The following is a 21,886-nucleotide window of genomic DNA, read 5'->3' as shown; positions in this document are numbered from 1 at the left end:
CCTTGCTGTGATTTTGGTGTTTATTGACACCAGGTGGTTACATGGTCACTTGTATCTTATGGAACAACCACTGATGCAGCCCCTCGGACATCAGCGGCAGATAGCTAACCGCCAACAGTGCCGTCAGCATGACCGCGATGGGCAGCAGGAACTTCTCGTAGCGGCGGAAGAAGGTGCCGCTGTGAAGTTTGGCGCTTTCCACCTCGTCGTCACCCACCACCTGCCGGGTCAGCAGGTGGTTGAGAGCCACCGGCGGGGTCAGGTAACCCAATTCGAACGCCACCAGTGTGATCATCCAGAAGTGCAACGGATCGATCCCGTTGTTGAACGCCACCTGGGCGATGGTGGCGTTCACCAGAATCACCGCGCCATAGGGGTCCATGATCATGCCGATGACCACCATGGTCACCACCAGAATGGTCATCGCGATCCAGATCGAGGAGAACGCCTCGGGCAGCATTTCCATCAGACCAGAGCGTTCGATGATGCCACCGGTGCTCACCGACAGAGCCATCAGCATCAACAGCGCGCCGATGTGAGTGGTGGTCTCGTTGGTGGAGAAGCGCAGAGAGCCTTCCAGTTTTTCCGAGACGCCTTCCTCGGGCGCGTAGTGAGGGTCGGTATCGCCATTGCCTTTCATGCGCGGCGCCACCAGGTAGTGCACGACGATAAAGCCGCCAAGAATCACGTTGCGCCAGAACAGTCCCCAAAGATGATTCTGCAGCGTCACGATGGTCCAGCCAGTGGGGATCTCTCCGCTTTGCAGGGCCTGATAGCCATGCCAGGTGTCCATGAAGGACAGCGCCAGCATGGGGATCAGTGCCAGCGCGAACAGGTGCAGGAAATGACGGCTGAGTTTTTCGTAGAACAGCACGGCCAGCAGCATCACCGGCAGGATGATCGGGGCGGAGAACTCATCCAGGTGGCGGTTGAGGACGTCGCTGAAGAAAACCAGCACGGTACCGACCACGATGCCGTAGGGCAGCAGTGGTATCAGCCGCTTCAGACTGTGCGGCAGGGCCTCCGAGAACGGGGCGATACGGGCCGGCGAGGTGCGCGCGAACTGACTGTAAATGAAGAACAGCACCAGGCTGAGAATGAAAATCTTGATGCCGGAGTTGAACAGCTCGGCGGTGGTCACGCTCTTGTTCAGCGCGGCGATGATCACCACCAGCAGACAGGGGCGCAGCACCACACCCATGGAACCGGACATGGCGGTGGCGGCCAGGGCCAGTTGTTTGCGCGCGCCGGCGCGGATCAACTCGTTGTAGATGGTGGCACCGGCGGCGATCACGAAGATACCGGAAGCACCGGTGTAAGCGGTGGGGATGGCCGCCACGGCCAGCACCACGAAGGCCATCAGTTCCGGTGACATTTTCCATGGCCGCAGTACATCGAACACCAGATGGGCCAGTTTGGTCTGCTTCAGCATCATGCCGATCCAGATGTACAGCGCCAGGTTCAGGAACAGCGTGGACATCTCCATCATCATGCCCAGATACACGGCGATGCCATGGTAATAACCCTGGCCGAGGAACTGCGCCGACGCGGTCAGAGCCATGAAAGTGTAAAGCGGAATGGTAAGCAGGGCCTTGCCCCAGGAGCCACCGGATTCCAGATCCCGGGGGCGGCGCATCAACTGGTACAGGGAGGCGGCGGTGAGAATGGCGAAGCCGGCGATCCAGAACTGGTGCAAATAGAAATGGCCGACGCGCACGCCAGACTCCATGGCGGCGACTTCCTCCATGCGATAAACGAAAGCGGAGGAAAGCAGCAGCGCATTGGCGATCAACTGTGCGGTGGTGGAAACAAGATAATCCTTTACCGTCCGTTGCGGCCGCAGGGCGATATGGTGCCGGCCGAGAGTGGCGGTGGCGGCGCAGATCAAGACCAGAAGACACAACAGAAGACGTTTGTAGTCGCCGAGAGTGGAGACGATTTTCGCCACGCCGCCCTCGACGGTGCGGAAGGCGATGACACCGGGTGTAACCCTTTCCTCTATGGTCTGGAAACGCTCCCAGCGAGTCCGGCAGTTTTCCCTGGAGCGTTCCAGAGACTGGCGGATCGCGTCCTCGTTGACCTCCGAGGTGCCGAGCACGTCCGCCAGTGGATCATCAGCGCTTTCCTGCTGGCGCTTGCGTACCGTTTCCCGGGTGAGCTGATCGATGTTCGGGTCCGGATTGCAGGTCGGCTGCTGCACCATGCCAGCGCCACGCAGCAGGAAATAACTCTCCCAGGTATTTTCACCTATCTTCAATAATTGGGAATGAATAATTTCACCGGAAGAAAGAAAAATCGTCAGCAGCAGGATGATCAGGGTCGGCAGGGAGGATACCCATTCCTTGATGGAACGGTTCGCCACGGTAAAGGTTGGTTTATCCATTTTTCACCCGGTTTTTGTTATGCCAGCAATGAGATCGCCGCGTATGAAAACGACCTTTTCGAGCGAGCATATACTTCACCCCTTCGCGCCGGTATGGCCGAAGCGCCGGAAGTGGTGGAGGGAATGGAGAACGGGGCCGGATGCCGGCCCCGCGGTTTCAGATGTTACTCTTGAGGGTTGGCGCATTCCGCGCGGGAAGGGTCGTACTTGCAACGTACCTTCAGTAGAAGGCTGGTCAGGTCCTTGCTGTAAATACCGTCCTGGGTCATCTCGATACGAGCCTCACGCAGCATCTCGTCATAGCCACGCTTGTCTTCCTCGGGCAGCTCGATCCACCACTTCTTGTCCACCTCGTTTTCCGCGTTGTTGATGATGGTCATGGCGCGGTCAAACTGGCCGAACATAAACTTGCGGGACTGCTTGACGAAATCCTCGGAGAAGCGGTCCTTGCGCAGCACGATCTGATTGGTGAGCTGGCCGAGCGTATAGCGAATGATGCCACCGTCGGGCTGCAGCCCCTTGTACAGTTCGAGCGCGGAATAGGCCACCACCGGAGCGAAGCAGATATCCACGGAGTTGTTGTTGAAACGGCCGGCGAAGTTGGTGATGTCCGACAGCACCGGGGACATGCCCACCTTGGCGGCCATCTGCGCCTGGGCCGGGTCGTATTCCATCACCGAGATGGACTTGCCGGACAGGGCGTTGACGTTGTTAATGGCCTTGTCCTTGACGAACAGATAAGCCGCGCCCATGGGCATCAGGCCGCCAATGGTGTAGGGGCCGGAGGCCATTTTTTCGTTGATGGACGGGGTGTCGCTGGACAGCACCTGGATCACGGTGCGCAGATGCTCGTAATCCGGAATCGCGCCGATCGCTTCCATGCTGCCGGAGTAGTGGTTGAACTGGCGTACCCGCAGACCGGTCAGCACCGCGCCGTCGCACTGCCCGGCCTTGAGGGCCTCGGCGGTGATCTTCTCGTCGGTGTAGGGCTTGAGGTCGATGTCGGCTCCCCAACCGGCGGCGGCGGTACGGTAGTCCTTCATCACGTTGTAGACGTCGCCACTGGCACCGATGATGTCAAAGACACACAAGGTCCGTTTCTCGGCGGCATTGGCGCCGGCGGCGGCCAGGCCCAGTACGGTCGCCATCACGGCGGTTAACGCTTTCTTGTAGCGCATGAGATCGTCTCTCCTGGTTTTTTTGATTATCGGGAGGCGGGCCTTCCAGCGGGGAAAGGCCCTCCGGTCCCGTTACAGCAGATCGTCGATGTCAACTTTGGAGCCGGAAGAGGGCTGGTCATCCCAGAAGGTGCCCAGGCCGTTCACCGGAGTCCGCTTGCCCGTGGCCTCGGTCCACATGCGATCGGACAAGCCCTGTATCAGGACACCGGCGATGGCGTCGATCATGGCGTAGTCCGGGTCCAGATTTTCGTCGTTGGCGGCGAAATCGCGAATCGCTGTGCGCAGACGATCGTTGTCGCCCTTGCTGTAAGCGCTCAGCGCCAGGAAAGCGCTGCCCAGACGCACACCTTTTTCGAAGCCCATTTCGGCGGATTGTTCCAGCTTCGGCCAGGGTTGAGCGCCTTCCGGAGCCAACTGTGGCAGCAGGTTCCAGATCGTGGCACGCAGGCCTTCCGGCGCGCCCCACCAGTTCTCGTTGCTCAGGCAGGAGGCGTTGCGGGCGACTTTGCCAACGATATCCCGCGGCACACCGACCACGCCGTCGGCGGCACCGTCGGCCACCAGTGCCTGGGCGCCGGCAATGTTACCCACCAGCCAGACCAGTTGATCCAGTTTGCGATTCAGTTTGGGGCACTCGCCTTCTCCCACCTTGCCGTATTCCACTTCCAGGCGCTGGTAGGCGGTGAGCAGTCGCTCGGCGGCCAGGGCGGACCAGCGTTTTTGCTCGATGCGGGCATCCTGGGCTTCGGCGACCCGGCCTTCCTTCATGGCACGCAGGTAGCGCAGCTCGGATTCCAGCGCAAGCTGTTCGGCGCACACCGCCGAGGTGACGAAGGTCATCACACCCAGGCGGCCGGGATGGGAACCCACGGTTTCGAAGGACATCAGGAGAGGAGTCTGGGCTTCACCCATGATGCAGCCCATGCGGACATCGTCGTAGGCCAGCATATAAGGCAGTAATTCCGCCTGGCCGAAGCTGACCAGAATATCCCCGGTGGTTTTATAGATCATGCCACAGCCCTGCAGCGCCAGCAGGGCGCCGCCGACGATCAGTACACGCGCGGGTCGTAGCACTTTGGTTATTAGAGAACGCATTCCTTTTAGCTCCTTTTTATTGTTCTCGACGTGGAAAATTTGACGGTACACAACGCACGCCCGTTGACACAAGCGCCAATTACAAAAATGCATGTAAGCCATTACATATGGACGCCAGCAAGGGGATCATGGATTTGCACGGGACCAGGGGAAATGACCGTACGTCGGCGCTCTCCTGTCGGAACAGCCAATGAAGTTTACCTAAACGCTGGGCCTCCCGGGATCTTGGTAATAAAATCAGACGGTTACCTTTTAACTTCGGGATCTTTGAGTGGACACTCGTGAACCAGAAGAAAAAAAGGGGACAGAAAGACCGACTGGTCATAATTAACCTCGAGGTAAAAATCGTCGCGGTTTTTATGGTTACCCTTTTCCGGTAGTTTACCGGCCCAGGGCGATTCATTTTTTAAACAGGGACACAGACGTGATGACACAGCCTTCTTCGGTTACCGGCGCTCGCGCCGATCTGTTGCGTGAGCGCTCCGGCCTGGCGCTGGCAAGGAATACAGCCAGAGGCGCCCTGCGTATCATCGAGACCCTTGGTGTGGTGGGCCGCCAGGGGCTGGGCTGGGCGCTGGGTGATCGTGACGCCCTGCCGGAACGGCTGCGCGCCACTTTTGAATCCCTGGGCGCGACGTACATCAAGCTGGGGCAGTTCATCGCCAGCTCGCCGTCACTGTTTCCGGAAGAGTACGTGGAGGCATTTCAGAAATGCCTGGATCGGACTCCGCCGCTGTCCTTCCACTATATCCGCGGGGTGGTGGAGGAGGAGCTGGGCGGCAGCCTTGAGCAGCAGTTCGAATGGGTGGATCCACAGCCGCTGGCCAGTGCCTCCATTGCCCAGGTGCACGCCGCGCGCCTGCACAACGGTGCCGAGGTGGTGATCAAGGTGCAGCGCCCCGGCGTGCGCAATGTGTTGCTCACCGATTTCAATTTTCTCTATTTCTCCGCCCGGGTGATCGAATCACTGGCGCCGGGGTTGAGCCGTTCGGCGCTGTCCGGCGTGATCGAGGAACTGCAGGCGGGGATGATGGAGGAGTGCGATTTCCTGCAGGAGGCCCGCAACCTGGAGCAATTCAACGACTTCCTGGCGCAGACCGGTAACCGCGCGGTGGTGGCGCCGCGGCCGATCCGTTCCCACACCACCACCAGGGTATTGACCATGGAACGGCTGCACGGCATGCCGATTACCGACCTCGGCGCTCTGCGTGAGTATACCGACGACCCCGCAGGAGTGCTGATCACCGCGCTGAATACCTGGTTCTCCAGTCTCATGCTGTGCGATTTCTTCCACGCCGACTTGCACGCCGGTAACCTGATGGTGCTGGAAGACGGCCGTGTCGGCTTCATCGACTTTGGCATGGTTGGGCGCATTCGCCGTGAAGCCTGGGAGGGCATGTCCGGTTTCCTTGAGGCGATTGGCAATGGTGACGTCCAGACCATGGCCCGGTCCATGGTGATGGTGGGCATGACCCGGGAAGCAGTGGACGTGGACGCGCTGGCGCGGGATATCACCGCTTTACAGGACCGCCTCACCCGGGTGGATCCGTCATCGCTGGTGCAGGCCGACCGTAATGATCGCGAGGTCAATCGCTTGCTGATGGATCTGGTGCGCATCGGCGAGGATCACGGTATCCGGTTCCCGCGGGAGTTCGCTCTGCTGCTCAAGCAGTTTCTCTATTTCGACCGCTATGTGCAGGCGCTGGCGCCGGAGCTCGATCTGTTCAACGATCAGCGCGTGGATATGTTTGGCGCTCTGGAACAGATTCCCACGGAAGATGCGTAGGCGGAGCGACCGGTTCACTCCACCGGATTGGCACACTCGGCGCGGCGTGCGTCCAGCTTGCAACGGATCCGTTGTTGCAGGTTGAGCATGTCGCCGTCGTAGTAGCCCTGCTCGCGCAACTGCAGGCGGGCATCGCGCATCATCACCTCATAGTCCTGTTTGTCCCGGTCCGGAATCGGCACCCACCAATGATCCTGCACCTGGCGGGATTCCAGATGCACGCGATCCATCATCTTCTGGTACCCCTCGAAGAACAGCTCCCGGGAGATCTGTGCCATATCCGCCGGGAAGCGATCCTTGTGGCCCACCAACTGCAGGCTGATCTGCGCCAGCGGGTAATCGATGATGCCGCCGTCCGGCGTCATGCCCTTGTACAGCTCCATGATCTGATAGGCGGCCAGCGGTGCCGCCAGCACGTCCACCACGCCGTTGTTGAATTTGTTGGGCGCGCTGACCAGATCCGATGGCACCGGCGATGCCCCCACCTGGGCCACCATCTCCGCCTGCGTCGGGTCGTAATCCAGTACCGCCACTTTTTTGCCGGCGGCCTTGGCCAGGGTATTGATGCGTTTGTCGTTGACGAAAATATAGGCGGCGCCGGCGGGGGCGATGCCAAGGATCACGTAATCGCCTTCCACCATGCGTGAAGCCGATTCCGGGTTGGCCAGCACTTCCAGCAGGATGCGCATATGCTCTTCACTGGGCACGCCGCCGATGGAATCAATGGTGCCGGTGTACTTGTTGAACAGCCGCGCGCGCATGCCGGTCATCAGAGCCGCGTCACACTGCCGCGCCTTGAGCGCCTCAACCATGACCCGTTCATTGGTATAGGGCTCGAGATCGATGTCCAGGCCGTACTCCAGGAAACGGGCCTTCTGATCCTGGGCCACGGAGAAAATCGGCCCGTTGCGGCCGACCAGGTCCCAGATGCAGACGGTCAGATGACGGCGTTCCTGGAACGCCTTGGTGACGGCGCCGGGCGCGGGTTCGGCCATCGCCGGGACGGCGGGGCCCAACAGCGCCAGCAATAACGCAGTGGTATATTTCCAGCCATGGATCATGGTCCGTGTCTCTCCGCCCAGAGTCTAGGAATTGGAGCACTCACCGCGTGACGGCGTGTATTTGCAGCGGATCCGCTTCTGCATGTCGAGCATGCGACCGTCGTAGTAGCCTTGTTTGCGCAACACATTGCGGGCGTCCTGCATCATGCTTTCGTAAACGCGGCGCTCCTTGTCCGGAATATGGATCCACCAGCGATCCGGCACCCGATCTTCCTCTATTTTCACCCTTGCGCGGATGCGGTCGTAGGCTTCGAAGGACGCTTCGCGTACCAGTTGGGCGATCTCGTTGGGGAATTTGTCCAGCCGGCCCACCAGCTGCATGCTGATCTGCGCCAGCGGAAAGTCGACGATGCCGCCATCCGGCGTCATCCCTTTGTACAGCTCCAGAAGCTCATAGGCGATCAGTGGTGCCGCCAGAATATCCACCACGCCGTTGTTGAACTTGTTCGGGGCGCTGACGATATCCGAGGGCACCGGCGTGGCGCCGATACCGGCGACCATCTCCGCCTGGGTTTTGTCGTAGTCCAGCACCACCACTTTCTTGCCGGCGGCCTTGGCCAGGGAACTGATCTGTTTGTCGTTGACGAAGATATGGGCGCCGCCGCCGGGGTACACGCCCATGATCACGTAGTCGCCATGCACCATCTTGTCCGCCTGGCTGGGATGGGCGAGCACTTCCAGCAGGGTGCGCATGTGGTCATTGTCCGGCACCCCGCCGATGGAATCGATGGTGCCGGTGTAGACATTGAAATTACGGGCACGAAAGCCGGTCATCAGCGCCGCGTCGCAGCGGCCGGCTTTCAATTCATCCACCATGATCGACTCGTTGGTGAACGGGATCATTTCCAGGTTGATGCCGTATTCCAGCGCCAGAGCCCGCTGTTCCATGGCGGCGTGAAAGATCGGTCCATTGCGGCCGGCGATGTCCCAGATACAGATTTTACGCTTGAGCGCGGTGCCCGGCGGCATCTGATCGATGCCCACCAACTTGCTGATCGCCTTGAGCCGTACCCGCACCGGCATGTCCCGTGAATAAAAGACGCTGGCCAGTTCCGATACCAGTGAATCACTGATGGTGACCCCGGGCAGCAGCTTTTCCATCTTCGCTTTTTGTTCCGGCGACAGGCGCAGGTCTTCGGCGCTGACGGTAACGACACCAGCGAGCAGGACGAGGAGCGTGGCGGCCCTTAGCAATAAGGCTTTCATAAAGGTCCCTTTTTGTTGTTGGCGTGGGCGCTATGACACGAGGGCCGCTTTCTCGGGCCCGTGCAAAAAGTAATAGCACAGTTGCTTCCGTTGCCGGGCACCATGACGACGTTTGGCTTTGTCGCTATAGCCAAGGGGATGTTGCATATGGGGAGGGGGGCGGCCCGTGGGCCGCGATACGTTATTTCGGCTGCGCGTCCAGGGAAATGCCATTCACGTTGCTGCTGTCCGGGCCCAGCAGATAAAGATAGACCGGTAACAGCTCTTCCGGTGTTTTCAGCGTCATCGGGTCTTCGCCGGGGTAGGCGTTGGCGCGCATGGCGGTGCGGGTGGCGCCGGGGTTGACCGTGTTGACGCGGATCTTCGAGGTATTTTCCAGTTCCTCCGCGAGCACCTGGGCCAGATTCTCGGTGGCCGCCTTGGACACCGAATAGGCCCCCCAATAGGCGCGCCCGCGCCGGCCGACACTGGACGAAGTGAACAGGATGCGGGCGTCATCGCTGTTGCGCAGTAACGGCAACAGGGCCTGGGTCAGATAGAAGGCGGCGTTGACGTTTACCTGCATGACCGAGTCCCAGGTGTCGGCGCTGTAGCCGTTCATTGGGGTGATGTCGCCAAGCAGCGAGGCGTTGTGGAGCACGCCGTCCAGGCGCCCGAACTCTTTCTCGAACAGGCTGGCCAACTCCAGATAATCACTGGGGCGCGCCACCGTCATGTTGACCGGCGCCAGCGCCGGCTCCGGGCCGCCGGCGGCTTTGATTTCATCGTACACCGCTTCCAGTTTGGACTGGGTGCGGCCGAGCAGAATCACGGTGGCGCCGTGCCGGGCCAGCCCCAGGGATACGGCCCGGCCAATGCCGTCGCCGGCGCCGGTCACCAGGATGATGCGATCCTTGAAGGCGTTATCCGGACATTGATACGTCACCGCTTGGCGATTCAGGGACTGCAGATCGTTCATGCCAGACTCTCGCTTGTCAGGGTTTTCAGTAAAGGTAACAGGTCGTCGCCCTGTTCCAGCAGATGGTCCGCCTGCCAGCCGCGGGGGTCGTCATCGGCGTCGATGTAACCGAACGCGGCCACCGCGGTGGCCATGCCGGCGTTTTTGCCAGCCTGAATGTCGCGCAGATGATCACCGACGTAAAGGCAGGCGGCGGGGTTAACACCATCGCGCCCGGCCGCCATCAGCAAACCCTCCGGGTCCGGTTTGCGCTGCCGCACGTGATCCGGGCAGATCACCGCGCCAACCCGTGTTGCCAGACCCAGACCCTCGAGCACCGGCAAGGTGAAGCGTTCCGGTTTGTTGGTGACGATGCCCCAGGGCAGGCCCTGCTGGTCGAGCCAGTTCAGCGTGTCGGCCATGCCCTCGAACAGCCGGGTGCCCACCGCCAGATGGCCGGCGTAGGCATCGAGCAACTGGTTCAGGTAATCGTCGAAGGCAGCGTCTTCGGGGCCCAGGCCAAAGCCGAGTTCGGTCAGTGCCCGGGCGCCGTTGGACACATTGGCGCGCACCGCCGCATAACTCACCGCCGGACGACCGTGCTGTGCCAACAGGTGATTGAGCACACTGTAAAAGTCCGGCGCGGTGTCGATCAGGGTGCCGTCCAGGTCGAAGTAAACGGCCTGCAGAGATTTCATGGAGCCTCGCTCGTGTTTGACGCCGGGTGTCAGACCGCTGTCACCGCGTGCATCAGATAGTTGACTGACACGTCCCGGTTCAGTTTGTACACCTGGGTGACCGGGTTGTAGGTCATGCCGGTGGTGTCGCGCACATCCAGGCCGGCGTCGCGGGACCAGCCCGCCAGTTCAGACGGGCGGATCAGCTTGGCGTATTCGTGCGTGCCACGAGGCAGCAGGCGCAGCACGTACTCGGCGCCGACGATGGCGAACAGAAACGATTTCGGGTTGCGGTTGATGGTGCTGAAGAACACCTGACCACCGGGCTTGACCAGCGCGGCGCAGGCGCGGATCACGGAAGACGGATCCGGGACGTGTTCCAGCATTTCCAGACAGGTGACCACGTCGTACTGGCCGGCCCGTTCAGCGGCGATGTCTTCCGCCGGGGTTTGCAGATACTCCACTTCCACGCCGCTCTGTTCGGCGTGCAGCCGCGCCACGGCCAGCGGTGCTTCCCCCATGTCGATGCCGGTGACGGTGGCGCCACGCCGGGCCATGCCCTCGGAGAGCAGGCCGCCGCCGCAGCCGATGTCGATCACGCTTTTGCCGGGCAGATCCACCCGCTCATCGATGTAGTTCAGGCGCAGTGGATTGATGTCGTGCAACGGCCGGAATTCGGAGTTGGGATCCCACCAGCGCTCCGCCAGGGCGTTGAATTTGGCGACTTCACTGTTGTCCACATTGCGGTGGGTTACTTCGTTCATTGGCTTTCTCCGGCGATTTTCCGTTGCCATTGTTGAGCATTGTGCACCAGTTGGGCCTCATTGAGGGTGAGCAGGTTCCGCTCTTTCAACAGGGCGCGGCCGGCGACCCAGACATCGGTGACCTGATCACGGCTGGCGGCGTAGACCAACTGGGCCACCGGATCGTAGACCGGCTGGGTTTCCAGGCGGGCCAGGTCCACCGCCACCAGATCGGCTTGTTTGCCCGCTTCCAGGGAGCCGATCCGGCTATCCTGTCCCAGGGCGCGGGCGCCGCCCAGGGTGGCCATTTCCAGAATCTCGGCGGCGGGCAGGGCGTCCGCGCGCAGGCTGACGCCCTTGGCCAGGAGGGCGGCGCTGCGCATCTCACCGATCATGTCCAGGTCGTTGTTGCTGGCGGCGCCATCGGTGCCGAGGGCGACATTGACGCCGGCCTGGCGCAGTTTGTACAGCGGCGAGAAGCCGCTGGCCAGTTTCAGGTTGGACTCCGGGCAATGCACCACATGGGTGCCGGTTTCGGCCAGCCACTGGATTTCCTCGTCCAGCAATTGGGTCATATGCACGGCCATCAGGCGCGGTGTCAGCAAGCCCAGCCGGCGCAGCCGCGCCAGCGGCCGGTCACCGTTGTGCTCCACCGCCTGCTGGATTTCGCCGGCGGTTTCGTGCACGTGCATCATGATTTGCAGGTCCAGTTCCTCGGCCAGGGTCAGAGCCTGTTCCAGCGGGCCGTCGGATACCGTGTAGGGGGCGTGTGGGCCGAACCCCAGGGACAGCCGCGGCTCATGGCGCCACTGATCGACAGCGTCGGTGGCCAGCCGTAAATAGTCCTCCGGCCCGGATCCCATCGGCGTGGGGAAGTCCATTAGCGGACAGAAAATAGCCGCCCGCAGACCGCTTTCCAGGGTGGCCCGGGCCACCGCGTCGGGAAAGAAATACATGTCGGCAAAGCAGGTGGTGCCGGCGCGGATCATCTCCGCCGCCGCCAGCCGGGTGCCCTCGTAAACAAACGGGTCACTGACCCAGCGCCCTTCGGCCGGCCAGATGTGTTTTTCCAGCCAGGTCATCAGCGGCAGATCGTCGGCGAGGCCGCGAAACAGGTTCATGGCGGCGTGGGTGTGGGCGTTGACCAGACCCGGGATCAGCAGGTGCCGATCCAGCCGGCGGACCTCCGTGGCCTGCCATTGTTGGTCCGCCAGCGCGCTGGGCAGCAGGTCGACGATGGTATCGCCGCGCACCACCACGGCGTGCTGTTCCAGTACCGTGGTGTCCGGCGCCACCGGCGCCACCCAGCGGGCGTGCAGGATCAGGTCGGCCTGATTGTCGCTCATTCAAGGCTCCTTGCTTCAGCCGGGGCCGCCGCCGGACGGCGGTGGCCATGGTGGTGGCTATTGTGTGGTGGCCAGTATTGTGGCGGCGAGTATAGCCTGTCCCGGGTGTGTGATCCCACTCAAGCAGGCTCCTGGGACCAGCCGGAATACTTATTCAGAGCTTCTCAAGCTGTGCTATCATCGTTGACTTTTCCGGGAGCGTCACCCACGCCACCAAGGATACAAAAGGAACGCCATGACGGACCTCGCAAAAGAAGTTACACCCGTCAATATCGAGGACGAACTGAGACAGTCGTACCTGGATTACGCCATGAGCGTGATCGTCGGGCGCGCTTTGCCCGACGTGCGCGACGGCCTGAAACCGGTGCACCGGCGTGTACTGTTCGCCATGCACGAGCTCAACAACCATTGGAACCGGCCGTACCTGAAGTCCGCCCGGGTGGTGGGCGACGTCATCGGTAAGTATCACCCCCATGGTGACTCCGCCGTATACGACACCATCGTGCGTATGGCCCAGCCGTTCTCGCTGCGCTACATGTTGGTGGACGGGCAGGGCAACTTCGGTTCCATCGACGGCGACTCCGCCGCGGCCATGCGTTACACCGAGGTGCGCATGGCCAAGATCGCCCACGAGCTGCAGGCCGATCTGGACAAGGAAACGGTGGATTTCGTCGACAACTACGACGGCACCGAGCGGATCCCGGAAGTGATGCCCACGCGGGTGCCGAACCTGCTGGTCAACGGCTCTTCCGGTATCGCCGTGGGCATGGCCACCAACATTCCGCCACATAATCTGGGCGAGGTGATCGACGGCTGTCTGGCACTGATCGACGATGACAGCCTGACCCCGGACGACCTGATGCGATACATCCAGGGCCCGGACTTCCCCACCGCGGGTATCATCAATGGCCGCGCCGGCATCGTGCAGGCGTACCGTACCGGCCGGGGCCGTATCTACGTGCGCGCCCGCGCCACCGTGGAAGAGGCGGACAAGAGCGGCAAGGAAGCGATCATCGTCACCGAGCTGCCGTACCAGGTGAACAAGGCGCGGCTGATCGAGAAGATCGCCGAGCTGGTCAAAGACAAAAAAATCGAAGGCATCACCGAGCTGCGCGACGAGTCCGACAAAGAGGGCATGCGCATCTACATTGAGCTGCGTCGTGGCGAGAACGGTGACGTGGTGCTCAACAATCTCTATCAGCAGACGCAGATGGAGTCGGTGTTCGGCATCAACATAGTGGCGTTGGAAGACGGCCAGCCGAAGACGCTCAATCTGCGCCAGCTGCTGGACGCTTTCCTGCGGCATCGCCGTGAAGTGGTCACCCGCCGCACCGTCTATGAATTGCGCAAAGCACGGGAAAAGGCGCATTTGCTGGAAGGCCTGGCGGTGGCTCTGGCCAATATCGATCCGGTGATCGAACTGATCAAGGCGTCGCCGAGCGGCGCCGAGGCCAGGGAAAAGCTGCTGGCCAAGGGCTGGGCGCCCGGCGATGTGCTGACCATGCTGGAACGCGCTGGCGGCGAGGACATCGCCCGCCCGGACAATCTGGACGAGCAGTTCGGTCTGCGTGACGGGCTTTACTACCTGTCTCCGGAACAGGCCCAGGCGATCCTCGATCTGCGCCTGCAGAAACTGACCGGCCTGGAACGGGAAAAGCTGGTCACCGACTACCAGGAGCTACTGGAGCAGATCCGCGAGTTGAGCCTGATTCTGGCCGACCCGGAGCGCCTGCTCGAGGTGATTCGCGAGGAGCTGCAAGCGATACGTGACGAGTACGCCGACGAGCGCCGTTCCGAGATTCAGACTTCCCGCTCCGACCTGAGCATGGAAGATCTGATCGCCGAGGAAACCGTGGTGGTCACACTCAGCCACGGCGGTTACGCCAAGGTCCAGCCCATCGACACCTATGCCGCGCAGCGTCGCGGCGGCCGCGGCAAGGCGGCGACCACGGTGAAGGATGAGGACTACGTCGAGCAACTGCTGGTGGCCGGCACCCACGATACGCTGCTGTGTTTCACCAGCATCGGCAAGGTGTACTGGCTGCGGGTGTTCGAATTGCCGCAGGGCGGGCGTAACTCCCGTGGTAAGCCGATCATCAATTTGATCCCGGCACTGCAGAAGGAAGAGCGAATCACCGCCATCCTGCGCCTGGACGCGGAAATGGTGCGGCAGCAGGGTAATACCGAGGACGAAGACGAGGCCGAGACGGACGGCGCTGATGTCATCGAAGACGCCGAGGGTGTGGAAGTAGAGGATAGCACTCCCGGTCCGTTCATCTTCATGGCCATTTCCAATGGCGTGGTCAAACGGACCGAACTGGCCAAATTCGCCCGGCCGCGCAGCAATGGTCTGATCGCGGTCAAACTGCAGGAAGGCGAGCACCTGGTGAATGTGGCCATTACCCAGGGCGCCGAGGATGTGGTGCTGGTGGCCGGCAACGGCAAAGTGGTGCGCTTCCAGGAATCCAAGGTCCGTGTCATGGGCCGCACCGCTCGGGGTGTGCGCGGCATGAAAGTCGCCGATGGCGAGGAAGTGATCGCGCTGATCGTGCCGCAGGAAGGTGGCCAACTGCTGACCGCGTCCGAGCACGGCTACGGCAAGCGTACCGATATGAGCGAGTTCCCGACCAAGGGGCGCGGCACCCAGGGCGTGATCGGCATGGTGGTCAATGAGCGTAACGGCTCTCTGGTCGGCGCCGCCCAGGTGTTCGGCGAAGAGGACATCATGCTGATCTCCAACCAGGGCACACTGGTGCGTACCCGGGTCGATGAGGTCAGCCATCTGAGCCGTAACACCCAGGGCGTGCGCCTGATCCGTCTTGGTGACGGTGAGGCGCTGTCCGGTCTGGCCACCATCCCCGAGCTGGAAGGCGCGGAGGCGGTCGTCGACGACCTGGAAGAGAACCCGGAAGAAGACGGAAACGGAGAAGACTGAGGTTCCGTTACCTGCTCCCGGCATGACCATTCCGGCCCGGTTCGACCGGGCCGTTTTATCGATACGGAGAAACTGAATGTCCCGCGCTTTCAACTTTTGCGCTGGTCCGGCGGCGTTGCCGGAAGCGGTGTTGCGTCAAGCCCAGGAAGAGTTGCTGGATTTTCGCGGCACCGGCATGTCGGTGATGGAAATGAGCCACCGTGATCAGGTGGTGGTGGAGCTGGCCCGGCGTGCGGAACAGGATCTGCGGGATTTGCTGGGTATCTCCGACGACTACGCCGTGTTGTTCCTGCACGGTGGCGCCAGCACCCAGTTCGCCATGGTGCCGCTGAACCTGATGGGGGACAACGGCAAGGCGGACTACATCAACACCGGTCAGTGGTCGAGCAAAGCGATCAAGGAAGCGCGCCGTTACGGTGACATCAACGTGGCGGCCAGCAGCGAGGATCGCAACTTCAGCTACGTGCCGCCGCAAGCGGACTGGACGCTGTCCGCCGATGCCGATTACGTGCATTACTGTCCGAACGAAACCATTGGCGGCCTGGAGTTTGACTTCATTCCCGAGGTGGACAAGCCGCTGGTGGCGGACATGAGTTCCACCATCCTGTCCCGGCCCCTGGACGTGAACCGGTTCGGCCTGATCTATGCCGGCGCGCAAAAGAATATCGGCCCGGCCGGTATCACTCTGGTGATCGTGCGCCGCGATTTGCTGGGACGCGCGGGCGCCAGTGTGCCGGCGATGCTGAACTATCAGATCCACGCCGACAACGACTCCATGTACAACACGCCGCCGACCTTTGCCTGGTATCTGGCTGGTCTGGTGTTCCAGTGGCTCAAGGACCAGGGCGGTCTGACCGCCATGGCCGCGATCAATGAGCGCAAGGCGAAGCGCCTGTACGACTTCATCGATGCCAGCGGTTTCTACAGCAACCCGGTGGAGAAGGCCGATCGCAGCCGGATGAACGTGCCGTTCGTGTTGGCCAACAGTGATCTGGACAAGGACTTCCTGGACGAGGCGGGCGCCGCCGGTCTGCATAATCTGAAAGGCCACCGCAGCGTGGGCGGCATGCGTGCGAGCATCTATAACGCGGTGCCGGAGGCCGCGGTGGAGGCCCTGGTGGCGTTCATGGCGGATTTCGAGAAGCGACACGGATAAGCGCCGGTGCGCGAAACGCTGACACGCTTGCACGCAACACGCTTGCACGCCATGTTTGATGGCATTGGCAAAAGCGGTGAGCGCGGTGGTGCCCGGCGAGACGATAGGAAACAATAGTGGCACAGTCCCAGCCGTACGCTCACATGCAGCGTGCCAGCGTGATGCGTGCCAGCGTGTAAGCGAGACAGACAATGACCGATTCGTTGGACAGCCTGAGGGATCAAATCGACGCTCTGGATCAGCAACTCCAGACGTTGCTCAATCGTCGGGCCGAACTGGCCCACGCGGTGGCGGATGTGAAGCGCCGCGAGGACAGCAACCCGGTGTTCTATCGTCCCGAACGCGAGGCCCAGGTGCTGCAGCGTATCAAGGAGCGCAACCAGGGCCCCATCGACGGTGAGGCGATGGCCCGGCTGTTCCGCGAGGTGATGAGTATTTGCCTGGCGCTGGAACAACCCATGCGGGTGGCGTTCCTGGGGCCGGAGGGCACCTTCACCCAGCAGGCGGCGCTCAAGCACTTTGGCCACGCGGTGGAAAGCGTGCCGCTCGGCGCCATCGACGAAGTGTTCCGGGAAGTGGAAGCCGGGGCCGCCCATTACGGCGTGGTGCCGGTGGAAAACTCCACCGAGGGCATGGTCAGCCATACCCTGGACACCTTCATGTCCTCCAGCCTGAAAATCTGCGGTGAGGTGGAGCTGCGCATCCACCACCATTTGCTGGCCGGACCTCATACCCGCCGTGACAAGGTCACCCGCGTCTATTCCCACCAGCAGACCCTGGCCCAGTGCCGCCAGTGGCTGGACGCGCATCTGCCCACGGTGGAGCGTATTCCGGTGAGCTCCAACGCCGAGGCCGCGCGGCGGTTGCGCGACGAGTGGAACGCCCTGGCCATCGCCGGTGATATGGCGGCCGAGCTTTATGGTCTGGAGCGGGTGCAAAGCAATATCGAGGACCGCCCGGATAACACCACCCGCTTCCTGGTGATCGGACGCCAGGACACGCCGCCGTCCGGCCGCGACAAAACCAGCATGCTGGTCACCGGCAAGAACCGTCCGGGGTTGCTTTCCGACATGCTGCTGCCGTTCCGCGAACAGGGTATCAACCTGACCCGCCTGGAAAGCCGCCCGTCACGTACCGCCAACTGGAGTTATGTGTTCTTCATCGACTGCGAAGGGCACAAGGAAGATCCATTGTTGAAGAACGTACTGGAAAGGCTGGAAGGGGATGGCAACACCATCCGTATTCTGGGCTCCTATCCCAAAGCGGTATTGTAGAAAAGGTCGGACGTCCGGCCTGAACAAACAGGAAACATCATGACCTGCGATTACATCAAACTGGCCAACGGCGGCGTGCAGCGGCTGCAACCCTATTCCCCCGGTAAACCGATCGAGGAGCTGGAGCGGGAACTGGGTATTCGCGACATCATCAAACTGGCCAGTAACGAGAATCCTCTGGGGCCCAGCCATAAAGCGTTGGAAGCGGCGAAGCGGGCGCTGGAGCAGGTGCACCTCTATCCCGACGGCGCCGGCTTCAGCCTGAAGGCGGCGCTGGCGGAAAAGCTCGGCGTCAACAGTAACCAGGTTACTCTGGGTAACGGCTCCAACGATATTCTCGAACTGGTGGCGCGGGCTTATCTGCAGCCCGGTGAAGAGACCGTTTACGCCGAATACGCGTTCGCCATCTATCCGCTGGTGACGGTGGCCTGTTCGGCCAAACCGGTGATGGTGCCGGCGCATCTCTACGGCCACGATCTGGCCGCCATGGCGGACGCCATCAACCAGAACACCCGCATCGTGTTCCTGGCCAACCCGAATAATCCCACCGGCACCTGGTTCAATGATGTGGCGCTGGACCGTTTCCTCGAGCGGGTGCCGGAAGATGTATTGGTGGTACTGGACGAGGCTTATTTCGAGTATGTCGAAGAGTCTCATTACCCGGATGGCCTGCGCCGGCTGGCGCGCTATCCGAACCTGATCGTTACCCGCACCTTTTCCAAGATTCACGGGCTCGCCGGGCTGCGGGTGGGGTATGCGGTGTCGCATCCGGACGTGGCCGACATCCTCAACCGGGTGCGCCAGCCGTTCAACGTCAATATTCCCGCCCTGGCCGCCGCCGAGGCGGCGCTGGACGATGTCGACCACCTGGAGAACTCCCGTTGCGAGAACACCGCTGGTCTTGGCCAGTTGGTGGAAGGGCTGAACCAGCTCGGGCTGGAGCATATTCCCTCGGTGGCCAACTTCATCACCGTGGATTGCGCCGGTGAGGCTTTGCCGGTGTACGAGGCGCTGCTGCGTGAAGGTGTCATCGTACGCCCGCTGGGCGGCTATGGCCTGCCCAACCACCTGCGCGTCACGGTGGGCACGGCACGGGAAAACGAACGTTTTCTGAACGCCCTGGCCAAGGTCATGAAAGCGGGGGCGCGCTGATGAGCCGTGGCGCCCCGCTGTTTCGACGGGTGGCGATCATCGGGCTGGGCCTGATCGGCGGCTCTTTCGCCGCCGCTTTACGGGAGCGGGGCCTGGCGGGCACGCTGGTGGCCGGCAGCCGTTCCGCCCGGACCCTGGAACAGGGTCTGGCCATGGGGCTGATCGATGAAGGCAGCCAGGACCTGGCGTTGGCGGTACGTGGCGCCGATCTGGTATTGCTGTCGACGCCGGTGTCGGCGATGGAGCGCTCTCTGGCGGCGCTGGCGCCGGGGCTTTCGGAGCGCGCCATCGTCACCGATGGCGGCAGCGTCAAGGGTAGTGTTATTGCCGCTGCTCGCCGGACGCTGGGGGATCATTTCCCCCGCTTCGTGCCCGGACATCCCATCGCCGGCAAGGAAACCAGTGGCGTGGCCGCCGCCGACGCCGGCCTCTATCAGGATCACCGGGTGATTCTCACGCCACTGGCGCAGACCGATCCGGCGGCCACCCGCGCGGTGCGCGAACTGTGGACCGCGCTGGGCAGCGAAGTGCTGGAGATGACGCCGGAACATCATGACCGGGTGCTGGCGGAAACCAGCCACTTGCCCCATCTTCTGGCGTTTTCCCTGGTCGATACCCTGGCACGCCAGGGCGACTCCACGGAGATCTTCCGCTACGCCGCCGGGGGATTCCGCGATTTCACCCGCATCGCCAGTTCCGACCCGGTGATGTGGCACGATATCTTTCAGGAGAACCGGCAGGCGGTGCTGGATGCCCTGGCCCTGTTCCGGGATGGCATCGACGGTTTCCGCGACGCCATCGAAGCCGGTGACTCCGACGCCCTGATGGGTATCATGACCCGCGCCAACACGGCACGGGCCCATTTTCTGGCGCTCAATGCGAGGACCTCCTATACGCGGGCGCGCCATTCGGATAACGAGAGCAGCATGAGCGATCAGCACGATCCCACCTTCGTGGTTCAGCCCGGTGGCAGCCTGCGGGGCCGCGCCCGGGTGCCCGGCGACAAATCCATTTCCCACCGGTCCATCATGCTCGGCGCTCTGGCCGACGGGGTCACGGAAGTGGAGGGCTTTCTTGAAGGGGAGGACGCGCTGGCCACTTTGCAGGCGTTCCGTGACATGGGCGTGGTGATCGAAGGCCCTCATAACGGCAAGGTCACCGTGCATGGGGTCGGCTTGGACGGCCTGAAGGAACCGGGCAAGCCGCTCTACATGGGCAACTCCGGCACCTCCATGCGCCTGCTCACCGGGCTGCTGGCGGGCCAGGCGTTTGATGTGACCCTCACCGGTGACGCTTCGCTGTCCAAGCGGCCGATGGAACGGGTGGCCAAGCCGCTGCGGGAAATGGGCGCCAGCATTCAGACCGGTGACGGCGGCCGTCCGCCGGTGCGGATCCGTGGCGGGCAGACGCTCAAGGGCTTCCACTACGATTTGCCGATGGCGTCCGCTCAGGTCAAGTCCGCGCTGTTGCTGGCGGGGCTTTACGCCCAGGGCGAGACTTCGGTGACGGAACCGGCGCCGACCCGCGATCACACCGAGCGCATGCTCACGGGTTTCGGTTATCCGGTGCGCAGTGAAGGGCCGTTACGCGCGGTGACCGGTGGTGGCGCTCTGCGCGCCTGTCATCTGGAGGTCCCAGCGGACATTTCTTCCGCCGCTTTCCTGCTGGTGGGCGCTTCCATTGCGGCGGACAGTGACGTGCTGCTGCCCCATGTCGGCATCAACCCGACCCGTACCGGCGTGATCGATATTCTGCGTTTGATGGGCGCCGATATCACCCTGGAGAATCAGCGTGACAGCGGCGGCGAGCCGGTGGCGGATCTGCGGGTCAGAAGCGCGCCGCTCAAGGGCATCGAGATTCCCGCCGAACTGGTGCCGCTGGCCATCGATGAATTTCCGGCGATCTTCGTCGCCGCCGCCTGTGCCGAAGGGGATACCGTGCTGCACGGCGCCGAGGAACTGCGGGTGAAGGAGTCCGACCGCATCCAGGTGATGGCCGACGGCCTGAGCGCCCTGGGCGTGGATCTGGAGGTGTTCGAGGATGGCATCCGCATCACCGGCGGCGCCCTGGGCGGCGCCGAGGTGGAATCCCACGATGACCACCGGATCGCCATGAGCTTCGCCATTGCCGGGTTGCGCGCCACGGCACCGATTACCATTCGCCATTGCGCCACTGTGGCCACCAGCTTCCCCGGGTTCGCCGACCTGATGCGGTCGCTGGGGCTGGGCCTGGAGGTTCGATGATTCCGATTATCGCCATTGACGGACCGGTTTCCTCCGGCAAGGGCACCGTGGCGCGGCGGGTGGCGTCCGCGCTCGGCTGGCATCTGCTTGATTCCGGCGCCCTGTACCGGGTGCTGGGGCTGCATGCGCAACACCAGGGGGTGGCCCTGGATAACAAACTCGAGCTGGTGGACCTGGCGGAGAGCCTGCCGGTACGGTTCGTGGAGCGGGGCGGGGACACCCGCGTGGTGCTCGAGGAAACCGACGTCAGCGAGGAGATCCGCCAGGAAAGCGTGGGTGAACTGGCCAGCCAGGTGGCGGTATTGCAGCCGGTTCGCGATGCCTTGTTCGCGCGTCAGCGGGCGTTCGCCCAGGCGCCGGGTTTGGTGGCGGACGGCCGTGACATGGGCACGGTGGTGTTTCGTGATGCCCCGCTGAAGATCTATTTGACCGCCAGTGCCGAGGAACGTGCCCGGCGGCGCTATAATCAGTTGAAAGAAAAGGGGTTTGATGCTACCCTCTCGGCCCTTGTGGAGGATATTCGTACTCGTGATGAGCGGGATATGAAGCGTTCCGTGGCACCGCTGAAACCGGCGGAGGATGCCCTGGAACTGGACTCCACGGACCTGACTGTGGATCAGGTGGTCGCGCGTATCCTCGATGAGGCGGCGGCCCGCTCACTGATCTGACGATCAGGCACAATTGGTTTTCAGAGCCCGAACCGGCTCTTGA

At 62.3% G+C, this 21,886-nt stretch carries 16 protein-coding genes; 7 read left to right on the top strand and 9 right to left on the bottom strand.

Going from position 1 to position 21,886, the window contains the following annotated elements:
• Positions 1 to 37: 37 nt before the first annotated feature.
• The 3 genes from B5T_RS14770 to B5T_RS14760 form a co-directional block, all read right to left on the bottom strand.
• Positions 38 to 2,383: a TRAP transporter large permease subunit gene (locus B5T_RS14770; RefSeq protein WP_014995324.1), complete on the bottom strand. Its 2,346-nt coding sequence runs from the start codon at positions 2,381 to 2,383 to the stop codon at positions 38 to 40.
• A 164-nt stretch (positions 2,384 to 2,547) separates the two neighbouring features.
• Positions 2,548 to 3,561: a putative solute-binding protein gene (locus B5T_RS14765; protein WP_014995323.1), complete on the bottom strand. Its 1,014-nt coding sequence runs from the start codon at positions 3,559 to 3,561 to the stop codon at positions 2,548 to 2,550.
• A 72-nt stretch (positions 3,562 to 3,633) separates the two neighbouring features.
• Positions 3,634 to 4,659 carry a hypothetical protein gene (locus B5T_RS14760; RefSeq protein ID WP_014995322.1) on the bottom strand — a complete coding sequence of 342 codons (1,026 nt, stop codon included), beginning with the start codon at positions 4,657 to 4,659 and terminating at the stop codon, positions 3,634 to 3,636.
• Between the two features lie 427 nt (positions 4,660 to 5,086).
• Between B5T_RS14760 and B5T_RS14755 the strand changes: the two genes are divergently transcribed.
• Positions 5,087 to 6,445, top strand: coding sequence for an ABC1 kinase family protein (locus B5T_RS14755; RefSeq protein WP_081586894.1), 1,359 nt, complete (start codon positions 5,087 to 5,089; stop codon positions 6,443 to 6,445).
• A 14-nt stretch (positions 6,446 to 6,459) separates the two neighbouring features.
• On the opposite strand, the gene B5T_RS14750 is transcribed toward B5T_RS14755, so the two are convergent.
• The 6 genes from B5T_RS14750 to B5T_RS14725 all read right to left on the bottom strand — a co-directional run bounded on the left by B5T_RS14750 (position 6,460) and on the right by B5T_RS14725 (position 12,415).
• Complete coding sequence (locus B5T_RS14750; RefSeq protein WP_014995320.1) at positions 6,460 to 7,506, bottom strand: putative solute-binding protein; 1,047 nt, start codon at positions 7,504 to 7,506, stop codon at positions 6,460 to 6,462.
• Positions 7,507 to 7,530: 24 nt separating this feature from the next.
• Positions 7,531 to 8,712 (bottom strand): putative solute-binding protein, encoded by a 1,182-nt coding sequence (locus B5T_RS14745; RefSeq protein ID WP_014995319.1) that lies wholly within the window; start codon positions 8,710 to 8,712, stop codon positions 7,531 to 7,533.
• Between the two features lie 181 nt (positions 8,713 to 8,893).
• The gene (locus tag B5T_RS14740; RefSeq protein ID WP_014995318.1) at positions 8,894 to 9,670 is read right to left on the bottom strand and encodes a YciK family oxidoreductase; all 777 of its coding nucleotides are present in this window, start codon (positions 9,668 to 9,670) and stop codon (positions 8,894 to 8,896) included.
• Entirely contained in the window at positions 9,667 to 10,347 is a 681-nt protein-coding gene (locus B5T_RS14735) for an HAD-IA family hydrolase (RefSeq protein ID WP_014995317.1), read from the bottom strand. Before B5T_RS14735 ends, B5T_RS14740 begins: the two co-directional genes overlap by 4 nt.
• 29 nt (positions 10,348 to 10,376) lie before the next feature.
• On the bottom strand, positions 10,377 to 11,090 hold the full coding sequence (ubiG, locus tag B5T_RS14730) for a bifunctional 2-polyprenyl-6-hydroxyphenol methylase/3-demethylubiquinol 3-O-methyltransferase UbiG (protein WP_014995316.1): 714 nt from the start codon (positions 11,088 to 11,090) through the stop codon (positions 10,377 to 10,379).
• Entirely contained in the window at positions 11,087 to 12,415 is a 1,329-nt protein-coding gene (locus B5T_RS14725) for a TRZ/ATZ family hydrolase (protein WP_014995315.1), read from the bottom strand. Before B5T_RS14725 ends, ubiG begins: the two co-directional genes overlap by 4 nt.
• 235 nt (positions 12,416 to 12,650) lie before the next feature.
• Here B5T_RS14725 and gyrA point away from each other — a divergent pair, with 235 nt between their 5' ends.
• The 6 genes from gyrA to cmk all read left to right on the top strand — a co-directional run bounded on the left by gyrA (position 12,651) and on the right by cmk (position 21,843).
• Positions 12,651 to 15,350: a DNA gyrase subunit A gene (gene gyrA, locus B5T_RS14720; RefSeq protein WP_014995314.1), complete on the top strand. Its 2,700-nt coding sequence runs from the start codon at positions 12,651 to 12,653 to the stop codon at positions 15,348 to 15,350.
• Positions 15,351 to 15,426: 76 nt separating this feature from the next.
• Positions 15,427 to 16,506, top strand: coding sequence for a 3-phosphoserine/phosphohydroxythreonine transaminase (serC, locus tag B5T_RS14715; protein WP_014995313.1), 1,080 nt, complete (start codon positions 15,427 to 15,429; stop codon positions 16,504 to 16,506).
• A 191-nt stretch (positions 16,507 to 16,697) separates the two neighbouring features.
• Positions 16,698 to 17,780, top strand: a complete 1,083-nt coding sequence (gene pheA, locus B5T_RS14710; RefSeq protein ID WP_014995312.1) for a prephenate dehydratase — start codon at positions 16,698 to 16,700, stop codon at positions 17,778 to 17,780.
• Positions 17,781 to 17,819: 39 nt separating this feature from the next.
• Entirely contained in the window at positions 17,820 to 18,932 is a 1,113-nt protein-coding gene (gene hisC / locus B5T_RS14705) for a histidinol-phosphate transaminase (RefSeq protein WP_014995311.1), read from the top strand.
• On the top strand, positions 18,932 to 21,175 hold the full coding sequence (locus B5T_RS14700) for a bifunctional prephenate dehydrogenase/3-phosphoshikimate 1-carboxyvinyltransferase (protein ID WP_014995310.1): 2,244 nt from the start codon (positions 18,932 to 18,934) through the stop codon (positions 21,173 to 21,175). The genes hisC and B5T_RS14700 overlap by 1 nt, the downstream gene beginning before the upstream one ends.
• Entirely contained in the window at positions 21,172 to 21,843 is a 672-nt protein-coding gene (cmk, locus tag B5T_RS14695; RefSeq protein WP_014995309.1) for a (d)CMP kinase, read from the top strand. The genes B5T_RS14700 and cmk overlap by 4 nt, the downstream gene beginning before the upstream one ends.
• Positions 21,844 to 21,886 lie beyond the last annotated feature (43 nt).

Source organism: Alloalcanivorax dieselolei B5 (genome assembly GCF_000300005.1).
In the GTDB taxonomy this organism is placed as follows: Bacteria; Pseudomonadota; Gammaproteobacteria; order Pseudomonadales; family Alcanivoracaceae; genus Alloalcanivorax; species Alloalcanivorax dieselolei.
This window is presented reverse-complemented; position numbering and strand designations above follow the sequence as displayed.